This is a genomic window from Vibrio sp. ABH4_348 (assembly GCF_056159765.1).
Genome location: NZ_JBSWVW010000002.1, coordinates 373,708 through 385,981, shown reverse-complemented (window position 1 = coordinate 385,981; position 12,274 = coordinate 373,708). Strand labels below are relative to the sequence as shown.

Genomic DNA, 12,274 nt, shown 5'->3' with positions numbered 1-12,274 from the left:
AAACAATATGCAACCTTGCTTTAGATATCTTTAACATCAAAACTTATACCTTAAACCCACAGAAATATGGTCTAGGTCGATATCTCCCTGGTCAAAATCTTCGAGCAACGTCGACCATGTATAGCCTAGGTAGATATCCAGAAGATCAAACTGGTAACCGGTTTCCAAACCCAATGTTAATGAAGGCTCAGCAGTGTAGTCCATGTATCTCATCCCGTTATCCGTTTGATCTACGTTGACTGTGTGATTACTAAATCCGGCCAGTCCTGCTATATAAGCGTCAGTATTGGGTATGTGGAAAGCGGGCTTTACCGCGGCGACACCTGCTACCCACTGATTCTCAAGGCTACTATTGTTTTTGTTTGTCCCGATTGAACCCAGATACTGGAACTCAATTTCTGTCGTTAAAGAAAATGAACGTGAAAAGTACTGCTGATATCCAAGGTTGATTGCCCAACCTGTACTTAGGTCTCGGCTACCGCTACCAGTATGGTGACTGTAGGAGTAGCTACTTTGAGGAACTAACTCGAAACCAATATACAAGTTTGACTCTGGGATTGTCTCATCCAGGTCTTGTTGTGCTATGGCTGCCGATGAAAGTAATAAACCGACAATGGGAATCCATGAATACACTCTATTAGTGAAAGACATAACTAACCTATTAATAAGAAAAATTCACTTATTAATCTAACTTATTGATTTAATTTTGTTTGTAAGCGTTTGTTATTGTTTTGTACGGGTGGGAAATGTTTAACGAGGAAAGGAGCAACACGCTACTAACACAGCAGGTTGCTCCTTACAGAGGTCATAAAGTGTTTAAAACCTGAGCGTTTTAAGCGGCTTAATTGTCTGCTCTGTCTGTTTGACCACGCCAGCAACATTGCTGAGTAGGTCTAATCCGCTTTGCTGGGTTTTCTCCGACTCTTGGCTTATTGTCTCCAAACTTTCTGCCATCTCTGTTGAGACAATGTCTTGCTGCTCAGTGGCGGTTGCGATTTCTGTGTTTTTGAGGTTGATGGACTCCGCCTCGTCGACGATTGATTTAAATTGCATCTGCGCATTTCTTACTTTTTCTAACGCCTGCTCTGAAGTTTGATTGTTGTTGTCAATGGTGTTGGCGGCGTGACGAATGTCGTTGGAAAGCTGCTCCAGTAGCTGGTGGATGTTTTGAGTTGCTCCTTGGCTGCGACTGGCGAGTTGTCTTACTTCATCAGCGACTACGGCAAAGCCTCGTCCTTGCTCGCCCGCACGGGCAGCTTCAATAGCGGCATTTAGCGCGAGTAAATTGGTTTGTTCGGCGATTTCAGTAATGGTATCCGTGATGCCTTTGATTTGTTCACTTTGCGTAGCAAGGGCTTGGATGTTGTCGGTGGTCTGGGATAACTCTTCTCTGAATTCAGTTAAGGTCTGCAAAGCGTCGGTTATCGCAATGTCATTGCGCTCAATGGTACTGGTTAACTGATCAGAAGAGGCGGACGTGGCCTTCACATTAATAGATACGTCAGCAATTGTCGCCGACATTTCATGCATACCGGTGGCAACTTGTGTGGTGTGCGCGTTTTGCTGTTCCATATGACCAAGTACCGCGTTACTGCTGTCAGAAAGTACTTTTGACATGGCTAAACATTCGTTCATGGCATCGGTAGATTGCATGAAGATGGCCTTGTATCTCGCTTGCACCATTTTTAGAGATGACGAGAGTTGGATCATTTCTCGGTTACCAGTTAGTTCTATGGCATGAGTAAAGTCACCTGCGGCCAACAATTCGTTGTGTTTGACGATGTTTTGCAAAGGAGAAAAAAGACTTTTGAAGTTAAACATCAAGAGCAGACTTTGTGCAATTAGACTCGCTCCGGCAAACCCTTTTAGCCAGTTTTCTCCCAATATGATGATGGCGATAGCGAACGCTGCCATAAAGAAGTGTAAAACGGCATTGACCAAGCGGGTTGAAAGTCTTTGTATGACAGGGTCTTTTGGTAGCCGCTTGACCTTGCCGGTGTCGATTTTTTGGTAGAGCTTTTCAGCTTGATTAATTTGTTCGCGCGTTGGAACACTGCGCACCGACTGATAACCTTCAACTTTTCCATCTATGGTAATCGGCGTTACAAAGGCATTAACCCAGTAATAATCTCCATTTTTACAACGATTTTTGACGATACCCCGCCATGGGTGACCCGCTTGAATGGTTTCCCATAGATCTTGAAACGCGAGTTTGGGCATATCAGGATGACGAATCAAATTGTGATTGGCACCGACTAGTTCGTCTCTTTGATAACCGGAAATATCAATAAAAGCCTGATTTACATAGGTTATACGCCCTTTTAAATCAGTCATGGACACCAGGTCGTGTTTAGGATCAAATTGGCGTTCCACACGCGTCACTGGAGGTGTAGTCATAGCAAGCTCCAAAAAATACAATTCACAGATAAACAGTGAGTTAAATTGAGTAATCTAACGCCAGTTTAGAGGGGCAGAAACGTGCTTGATTTGATAAGAATCAATAGGGGCAAATACTTGTGGCCTGATTAGTATTAAGTTTTTCTTTCAGTACAACATGCTGTTATTGAAAGAAAAACCTAATAAATGACTAATCAAAAATGAGACAAGATATTGTCGGTTAAAGAAGGAAGAGAACGGAAATTTACTTTTTCCAAACTAAATAAAGAACGAACAATCCACCGAGAGCGGCGGTAACAATTCCCACGGGTAACTCTTGTGGTGCCAATAAGGAGCGGCTCAATACGTCACCTCCGCTCATTAACACCGCCCCCCACAGGGCAACTAGAGGTATCACGCGTTTGTGGGTCATTCCGGAAAAGGGGCGGACTAAGTGAGGCACCATTAACCCAATGAACCCGATAACACCGGTTAAGGCGACGATTGAAGCTGTACAAAATGCACTAACGATAAAAATTTCGCTGCGAAGTCGATGTACATTGATGCCAAGAGAATGAATGGTTTGGTCGCCTACCAACAAGGTATCTAATGCTCGATAGCGTTTGAACGCCAAGACGACCACGCACATTACACCAATTAAGGCAAACGCGAGATTATCCCAGCGTGCCAAACCTAATCCGCCCATGGTCCAGAATAGTATCGAGCTTGCTGCCCGTTGATCTCCAGAAAAAATCAGGAAACTGGTGACGGCGCCAAATAGAAAAGAGATAGCGAGGCCACAGAGTACCAAATTGTCGTTGCCACGTTTTTTCTGCATTGAAAATAGAATGATCACCGCAGTGGCAGACACTATGCCTCCGGCAAATGCCGCAATGGGTAGTGTCCAAATTCCAAGCGCATCACCAAGTCTAGTGATAACGAGTACTGCACCAGCTGAAGCGCCAGAGGATAATCCAAATAGGAAAGGGTCAGCTAGATCATTGCGCGTGGCGGTTTGCAGAAGTGCACCCACCATGGCCAGACCGGCGCCAGCCAGTATGGCTAAAAATGCCCTGGGCAAGCGCAAGTCCACCAAAATTCGGCTAGTCATCGACATATCGTCATTGCCCATTTCGGCGAAACCTTGCAAGACTTCGGACATCGACAAGGATATCGAGCCAAATCGCAAGCTCATCACAAATACAACTGACAAGGCCAGTGCACCGAGTAGCCACATGACCTTATAGCCGCTGATTTTCGCTGACCGCAACTCCATTAGTTTTTGAAGAAGCCGTGTGCGAGTTTTTCAACCGCTTCGATGTTTGCAGGACCCGGCGTTAATTCTTCATAACGTAGTTTTACGTAGCTAGCGTTTTTCACCGCATCGGTGTATTGCATTAGCGGGTGATCTTCTAGGAAACGACGTAATGCGTCAGCGCCACCGCCTGATTGGTAATCAAGCAGAATGATTACTTCTGGGTTTGCCTTAGCGACCGTTTCCCACGAGGTGCGCGCCCAGCTAAACTCCATATCGCCTGCGATGTTGTCACCGCCCGCTTCTTGAATCATGGCGTTTAACATGGCGTATTTACCAGAGGTAAATGGTTTGTCTTCACCAGAATCATACAGGAACACACGAGGTGCTTTTGCTCCCGCTTCTGGCTTAGGCAGCGCAGCCATTTTTTCTTTCCACTCTGTGACTAGCGCGTTTGCTTTGTCCTGCTTATCGAAAATCACACCCAGTTTCTGAATGTCTCCGTACAGTAGCTCCATTGAAGCAGGTTTTTTCTCTTTTGCAGTGTGTACACAACTTTCAGTAAGGATAAGTGTGTTCACGCCGTAAGGCTTTAACGTTGCTGGCGTTACTTCACCACCAACTTTCATACCGTAGTTCCAACCCGCGAAGAAAAAATCAGGTTTAGCAACAAGCAGGTTTTCTAATGTGGCGTATTTTGGTGCCAGTTCAGGAATCGAACCTAGCTTAGTTTTGAACTCAGGCGACATCTTGTACCAACCAGTAATGCCCGTTACCCCGACCATGTCTTCTTGAAGGCCTAGAGCAAACGCCATTTCTGCCATGTTGATGTCGTGAACTACAACGCGACTTGGACGCTCATTAAAGGTTAGTGGCACACCACAGTTATCTACAGTAACTGGGTACTGTGTGGCTGCAGCATTAGCCGCAAAAGCAGGTACTAGTAGCGATAAAGCTAAAGTCCATTTCATGGTTGGATTCCTGTTGTTATTTTTACGATGAAGGTGACTAACTGGCTGCCTCAAAATGATGAATAGAGGCGCCTTGCTTGGGATGGTCGAACGTTAACACGCTCAAACCAAAAATAGGGGTAATATACTGATCATTGAGCACTTCTTGCGGCGTACCACAACGAATCATGGTTCTGTCAGACATCAGGACAACTTTATCCGCAAAAGGTGAGACCAATGGTAGATCATGCAATACCGCGATTGAGGCGATCTTTTTACTTTTGATCAGTTCCAAAATCTCGATGCGTGCTAATGGATCAAGGTGATTTGTAGGCTCATCTAGAAGCAACAATTTTGGTTGCTGCGCAAATGCTCTGGCGATATGAGCGCGTTGTTGTTCGCCACCAGAGAGTGAGCCCATATTGCGGCTAATCTTGGCAGTTAAGTCGACATCGGCTATTGCTGCTGCAACAATCTGATTGTGCTCTTTTTCACTGTATGAAAACGTATGTGGCACGCGTCCTAGGCTGACGTACTCTTTGACCGTTAACCTGTGATCAACGTGATCGTTTTGCGCAACCACCGCAATCAGTTTGGCTTTGTCGGTTGGGTTTAGCGAATGAACGGGTTGCCCGTCGATGAGCAGAGAGCCAGCAGTCGATTGGTACTCGCCAGTGATCGCTTTTAGCAGACTCGATTTACCACTGCCATTTGGTCCAATAACCGCAACACACTCTTCACTGCTTACATCAAAAGAAGCGTTATTGAGTGCTTGCCATCCATGTGTGGCTTTTGCGGCGAGATTGTCCAATTGCAGCAGCATATTCGGTCGTTTTACGATTAAATCATCGTCCTAATTAGTTCGGCGTGGGAGTATACCAGAAAAGCGACTATCTATCGCATCCCACCCTGAATGATTAGTAAGTTATTGAGACACCATTATTGTTTAAATTGTCACTGCTTATCACATGAAATAATTACATGTTGAAAGTGAATCCATTTCATATTCGCCCCGCTACTATTTTGGACCTTTTTCTTCGCTCAAAATCTTTACGACGACGTACTTGTAGGTAAGCGCGACCGCAACGATAAGACACGCTCCGAGCAACACGGGACTCACTAGAAACATCCAACTTTGGCTGGTTGTCATAACCAAAATTGGATTGGCACCAGCGGGTGGGTGGGTCGTGTTGGTCAGCAGCATAGCGGCAATGGCTATCCCGGAAGCGAGCGCCAATGTTAATGCGTTCACGTCGGTGAATTCGACAAACAGCACTCCAACAGTTGCAGTGAGCAGATGGCCAACAATCACATTTCTGGGTTGTGCCAAAGGGCTACTGGGCAAGGCAAATACTAATACGGCGGTTGCACCCAATGGCGCCATGATTACCGTGATACCTGTAAACTCCTGTTCTAGAAAAGCCAATAATCCGATGCCTAAAGCACCGCCAAAACCAGCAAGTAAGCTAGTGACTAAAGTTTTTTTATTCATGTCAATCCTCTTTGAAAGCATACCGATCTGTCTACTTGATTTGTTATGGTAGACAGATCGGTATACATGTCAACAAGGATCATTAAAAAGCGCATCCTGAGATGCGCTTTGGTTGGTTATCAAACCCTGTGAAATTAAAGGTAAAGTTGTCAGTTTGTTAGTATTATTGCTCAGTTTCACCGCACTCGGTTTGCTGTATTTCTACTCCGCGTAACTTGAGTCGTAAATAGTCATTTTGTGCCAGTCGCTGAGTGATTTCCGATTGGAACAGCTTGGACACAGCTTGATCGTTTTGCTCATTAATTAAATGCGCAGTGTGCTCAGCGGCGAGTTCAGGGATTCCACTTTCTACCGATGTAAGCGTTAGCTCCGCAGGCAATAATGAATGAGGGCCTTCGAACGCTGGTCGTGCGTAGACGCGGATTGGAGCGGCCTTCTGCGTGGCTCGAATCAAGACGGGCGCAGTGCCCCATTCAACCGCTCTTGGATTGGCAAAGTTTTCTGAGTCTCCCACTAAGTGCGCCTCCCCGGTAACAGTAAAGTGAATTTGGTTGCGAGCCAAACGCTTAACGGTGCCTTGCTCATCTACCACACTGGCAATAATGGTGAGAGTATCAGAGCCATCGGCGACAAGCGCTTGGCTATGGGGCGCCACTTCCAGTTTAAGACGAGTCGGGCGCAATGAAGAGTACTTCTTCTCTTGGCACACCACTTCGCCGTTAACTAAACCTTCTACCAACAAATACGCGTCTTCGTGCTTGTCTTCACGATGCATGGTTTTTAGGTCCATATAGTCATAGACGTTTTTGAAGACGGCGGGTTTAAAGCGAATTCCGGGTTGGTCGTTTTTCACAGCGATCGTGCCGAGTGGTTTACCAAAGAGCGTAGCTCGAACGGCATCAACGTTGGCGTAGATTGTAATATCTGGACCAGAAAACGGGGTGAGTTCATGAAGAATCTCAATGTGATAACCGCTTTCCGCGTTGTACAAATCCACCTTCGGGTCACGCTGTGCGCAGAACATGCCGTAGCTGTATTTGGGTTGTCTAAATGCGTCCATAATACCGCCCCAAAACTGGTCAGGGTGGTAGCCACGATCGTGGTCAAAGCAATGCCACAGGGTGCCGCCAACATGCTGCGCGGGTGTCTTGTTGAGCACATCAAGATTGGTGGTGTACATATGCTCAGGTGAGCCTGAGCCTACGGCATAGTGATTGGCTTGTACTATCTGAGGCTGTTCGCCCCATGACCTATGTACTCGACTGCTCGAGTTTTGTGCATTCCAATCGTCACAGTTGTCACCCCACTCTCGAGTGAAACTGCTCTTATCGGGGAATTGATCAAAAATCAGCCTTCCATCGGGTTGCTCACCGCCTTTCATTTGATTGGGGTGGGCATAGATGATGTCGGAGTACTGGTGATCCTCGATGTAGCTGTCCGCCGGCACGTTTGGACAGGTATAAGGATGCTCTTCATGACATACGTCGTATATGCGAATAGTATGTTCCGTTGGTAAATAGGTTTCGTTAAGCGCAGGTTCATAACTCATGACGCTAGGATGGTTTCTGTCGCGACGAATCAGATTTCGTATGTTTGCGATGTGTTGTTCGGCAAACTCTGGAGAGTCGTGCCAGAACTGCCAGCCGATGGTTGGCACAAGCAGAAGAATACCTAGTTCATCACAGGCATCCATAAATGCAGGGTCTTGTGGGTAATGAGCGGTGCGAACCACACGAGAGCCGGAATTTCTGATCAGCTGAGCATCGCGATAGTGCATGTTGTTTGTCATCGCCATACCCACATAAGCGTGGAATTGGTGACGATTCACACCCAATAAAGGCTCACCAAAGGGTTCTCCGTTTAGATACAAGCCTTCTGCGCCTCTCATTTCAATTGAACGAATGCCGATTCTTATTTTGATCGAATCAACAACTTGGTCCTCCTGATCACGAACTTCCAGCTTCAACCAGTACAAGTTTGGTTGATCGGGATGCCACAGTCGTGGTGAGGTGACCGAGTGTTGCAGTTCAATGTGTTGGTCAGTTTTCGCCAAAATAAAATTTAGTTGATTGGTTGACGAAGCTTGCTCGCCATCCATCGTTAGTAATTCACTGCGCACGGTGATGTTATGGTCACTTTGTGTCGTATTGTTCACATGAACCTTGACCATGACCTCCGCAGAGTGCTGGCTAACATTCTGGCTGTAAACGTAAACGCCACCGCCCGCAACATGATCCACCGCTTGGCTATTGGTGATGTATAGATTCGGAGTGGTGTATAGCCATACGTCGCGATAGATGCCACCAACGTACGCCGAATCGACCTCAGCATGCGGTTTACCCGGTGGGTAAGTAGGATCATCACTGTTATCCGCTAGTACCGCGATAAGGTTGCGGCCACCAACATTTAGATACTCAGTGACGTCAATAACAAAGCCAGTAAACCCTTCACGATTGATTTTGACCAACGCGCCGTTTATCCAAACTTTGGATTTGCCTTGGACCGCTTCAAAATTAATAAATACTTTTTGGTCTGAGAAGGTTTCGGGTACGTCGAAGTGCTTTCGATACCAGACTTCGCCCAGGTAAGCGACGGTGCCGCTTGCATCTTCAGGTAAGTACTCAATGGCATGTGGCGTGCACACGAGCTGCCACTCACTGTCTTCAATCTCTGGTTTGTGGGCGTCGGCAAAAGAACCTTTAAAAAAGCGCCATCCAGTACCAAAGTTAAAAACTTGACGAGGGCTTGCTGGCTCAGGGTAGAAGCCGGCAATGGAGAATCGTTGTTGCGGTTTTTCCGGATCACAGGTGAAAAAACTGGTCAAAGATTGGGTTGTCATGAATATTCCTTAAAAATTAACCTAAGACGGCAGGCGATAAAAAAGATGATTTGCTTACTATGGGCTGAGTCAGAATTCCTGAGTGGATAATCTCCTCGAGTAAATAAACCGCGTGATAACTCGGTTCTAACGAGCGCAACTGCTTAGCTTTTTGTTGCCAACGAGGGTCGCCTAATCCAGCGAGTGCCAGACATTCGAGGTAGAGCTCGTGGCACTGAGTTGCTCGATGTTCATCTTGATGAAAGCTAACCAACTGAGGCAAAGACACTGCAAAAAAGTCGCTTTGTTCAGGTTGTGATGCCAAGTTCTGCGCCCAGTTGTGCATATCTTCGAATAGCTGATTGGCTTTGGCTGGATTGCCCAGCGCTCGCCATGCCAGCGCTTGATAAAACAAATAGTCGACAGGTTGGTCGTTATAGTAGCGCGCGTGTGATAGCGAACCATCACCTTCAGTCGCGAGTTGCAAATGGCGCTGTGATTCCGCGGTTTTGCCAAGGTGTGCAAAGCAAATCGCCAGCAGAAGATGAACATCGTTGTCGGTTTGGCCTATCAGTCGCCCTTCCGCCAAGTTGTCGGGATAGACCAACGCGCTCTCAAATTGGACGATGGCTTGGTCAATTCGGTTTTTTTTGAATGCAACTAAAGCAACTCGGACTTTGCTGTTGATGTACTGCTTGGTGACGACGCCTTCGCCCCCTTCCCAAGGATGAAACTGGCGCGTATCAAAAATCGTCAGAGCGTGGTCAGTGGCTTGATTTTGATTGGCGAGAATCAGATATTCTGCCATTAAATCATCGCGTTGTTCGACTAAATCCAATCGCGATTGCAGTCGATTAAATCGGACCGCTACTGATTCTTGTTGAGCTTTGGCGAGCTGATCGCTTTCCATCAATAGTCGGGCGTTGTTATCGTCCAGCTCTAGGGCTCGTTCCATACAAAATTTGGCTTGATCTGGAGCAGACAAATGATTGTGATGAGCAATGGCCAGTACTCGCCAAGCGGGACTGTAATCTGGTGTGCGTGAGGTGACCGATTGCCACAACTGAACGGCAGGCGAAATGTTTTTGTGATGGTAATAGAAGCAACCAAGCAAATAATCACAAAAATCATACCCAGAGAGTTTGTGTAAAACGGCCACTTCGCTGTTGGTATTGGCAAATCGCACGTGTTTGGCAAAGTTTTGCTGCGCTTGCGCAACCCAATATTCTGGAGTGTCACTGATGGCAGCTTGATACAAATCGACAAATGGGTGACGTGTCGAGGTGTGATCAATTAAGTATTGAAGCAAGCTAGGGCGTTTCAACTCGTATAGCCAGGCGCATAAAAAGGCAATGGTATCGTTTTTCTGACCGAGAAGAGACGCTAAATCTGTGTTCGGCGAACCGATAAACGCAGATAAAAAGTGCAGTTGGTAGTGCAATGGGTGGGATTTGAGCATCAAATCAGCCCATGCCCTGGCTTTTTCTAATTGCTTGGTTTCAATTAACGCCAACATGTTGAGCGCAATGCCGTCATAATGACGACCGTTGAACGACAACCCCATTTGTGCGTGCTCAAGCGCTTGCTCGGCATCTTGATTAATCAATGCTAGCTTGGCTAACCCAAACCAAGCAGAATCTCGACAATTTCCACTCCACGTCGCTTTAAAATAGTGCGCTTCGGCTAGAGGGTAGTGCTCATTGGCCAAAGCAATGTGCCCTTTTAACAAACTGGCTTTGCCACATTGAGGGTTTTTATTCCATTGATGTGCCCGTTGCAGCGCAGCGTCCAAATGTAGGTCGGCACTGTGGTAATCCGTTGTGTTGTAATCAAGCTGCGCCAATGCCAAGCGGCACAAGTAGTGATTCTCATCGAGCTCGATGCCGCGTTGGTAGTAAACTCTTGGACTCACGTTGGCGTGTTTGTATTGTTCCAAATGCTGTCCGATAAAATAGGCTTGATCGGGTGAATCTAAGAGGTGCGCTTCTTCTGGGGCTTCAGCGGGATCGGGGAGCGGCACTTCTTTGCTTTGCGCTTCGGCATAGCTCAGCATAGGCAAATTGTTTTTGTCTACAATATCCACTTCAAACAAAGCGCTATCAAACTCCGCTAGGCTGTGTTGCCACACTTCACTTGGTGACAATGAAATTGGACTCGAAAAAACAACAGCGCCGCTTTGTTTCAGTTCAAGTGTTCCCTCAATGCTTCTCACCGCATACACGGCCAGATTCAAGCCTTGTTCGCCCCGCTCTGCTTTGAGCGCAAGTGACGTGCTGGCGTTATGAACCGTACCAAGAGTGTGGTATGGCATGAAATTTTGGCGAAACTGCTTTTCTTCTCCCGAATCAATCCAGGTAAAGTCCGGTTGGTTGTCTGTGAACACACCTGTCATTAATTCGACGTAGGGGCCATCTTGATCGGTTAGTTGTTTGTCCCATGCTTGGCCAAACTCACCGTGTCCCCAGGTCCATTGTTTTTTGCCCGGTGCAATATGGTGATTGGCAACATGCAATAGGCCACCTTGCTCCTCGTGGCAATACGCGCCAACAAAATCATAGTGTGAATTGACCGCCATATAAGAGGTGGGCACCGGTACATTTTTGTAACGCGCAATATCCACGCCTGCAGAGTAATCCACTTTGTAATAGGTGCCGTTGGCAATGGGAAAGGCACTCACATCGCGCTTGCCGTGATCATAAACGGCAGTCACATCTGGTGGGAATATGCTTTGATGCCCATCGCCTGCTTTGACTGCAGGATTGGCCCACCATAGAAAATGTCTGGGCGTGTTGTTGCCGTTATAAATTTTGCCATTAATCTCTAGAAGTGCAGCATCAGGGTACAGGGTAAAACCCGTTGTGACTTGCAAGCCACGCATAGCCTCTACTTCGCCAACCCAAACGGTTTTGGCTCCTGAGTCGTGAGATTGAATATTCACATCAACAGGCTTTAAGGTGGTCGGACGATGGTGTTGTGGCCAGTTAAACTCGATACCACCAGAGATCCATGGACCAATCAAACCCACTAACGCCGGTTTAACGACTCGGTTGTAGTAGACAAAATCTCGCTGTTTAACCTTGTCGTAGGCTCGGTGCACTCGTCCACCAAGCTCTGGAAGGATAAGGATTTTTAAATAATCGTTTTCTAACCAGATACCCTGATAAGAGACCTCGACCTTTTCTCCGGTAAAGGTGTCTCGAACCCCATAGGGGTAAACAGACCCAGAAGAGCCTTGGTAAACGCGTTTTTCCAAAAAAAGTGGACTCGTGTCATCGTCGCCCAGTTGGTACGTCGGAAAAGACACGGTTTCTTTGGTCACTGTGACAGCGCTCGACGTGCGTTGCGTCAACATATTCATTTAACCTTGTTTAATACGTAACTCG

General features: G+C 46.8%; 8 protein-coding genes. All 8 read right to left on the bottom strand.

All coding sequences use genetic code 11. The features are described 5' to 3' along the window. Nucleotides 1-36: 36 nt before the first annotated feature. The 8 genes from ACXAFJ_RS15440 to ACXAFJ_RS15405 all read right to left on the bottom strand — a co-directional run bounded on the left by ACXAFJ_RS15440 (nucleotide 37) and on the right by ACXAFJ_RS15405 (nucleotide 12,243). Entirely contained in the window at nucleotides 37-651 is a 615-nt protein-coding gene (locus ACXAFJ_RS15440; RefSeq protein ID WP_475324656.1) for an outer membrane beta-barrel protein, read from the bottom strand. 165 nt (nucleotides 652-816) lie between these two features. After that, complete coding sequence (locus tag ACXAFJ_RS15435) at nucleotides 817-2,397, bottom strand: methyl-accepting chemotaxis protein (protein WP_475324655.1); 1,581 nt, start codon at nucleotides 2,395-2,397, stop codon at nucleotides 817-819. A gap of 244 nt (nucleotides 2,398-2,641) precedes the next feature. Further along, nucleotides 2,642-3,613: a FecCD family ABC transporter permease gene (locus ACXAFJ_RS15430; RefSeq protein ID WP_475325762.1), complete on the bottom strand. Its 972-nt coding sequence runs from the start codon at nucleotides 3,611-3,613 to the stop codon at nucleotides 2,642-2,644. A 38-nt stretch (nucleotides 3,614-3,651) separates the two neighbouring features. Further along, the gene (locus ACXAFJ_RS15425) at nucleotides 3,652-4,602 is read right to left on the bottom strand and encodes an ABC transporter substrate-binding protein (RefSeq protein ID WP_475324653.1); all 951 of its coding nucleotides are present in this window, start codon (nucleotides 4,600-4,602) and stop codon (nucleotides 3,652-3,654) included. A 37-nt stretch (nucleotides 4,603-4,639) separates the two neighbouring features. Further along, complete coding sequence (locus ACXAFJ_RS15420; RefSeq protein WP_475324652.1) at nucleotides 4,640-5,404, bottom strand: ABC transporter ATP-binding protein; 765 nt, start codon at nucleotides 5,402-5,404, stop codon at nucleotides 4,640-4,642. Nucleotides 5,405-5,599: 195 nt separating this feature from the next. Further along, a complete protein-coding gene (locus tag ACXAFJ_RS15415) occupies nucleotides 5,600-6,073 on the bottom strand; it encodes an HPP family protein (RefSeq protein ID WP_475324650.1) in 474 nt (157 codons plus the stop codon). Between the two features lie 163 nt (nucleotides 6,074-6,236). Then, on the bottom strand, nucleotides 6,237-8,912 hold the full coding sequence (locus tag ACXAFJ_RS15410; RefSeq protein WP_475324649.1) for a glycoside hydrolase family 2 protein: 2,676 nt from the start codon (nucleotides 8,910-8,912) through the stop codon (nucleotides 6,237-6,239). 16 nt (nucleotides 8,913-8,928) lie between these two features. Then, a complete protein-coding gene (locus ACXAFJ_RS15405) occupies nucleotides 8,929-12,243 on the bottom strand; it encodes a DUF5107 domain-containing protein (RefSeq protein ID WP_475324647.1) in 3,315 nt (1,104 codons plus the stop codon). Between the last annotated feature and the right edge of the window lie 31 nt (nucleotides 12,244-12,274).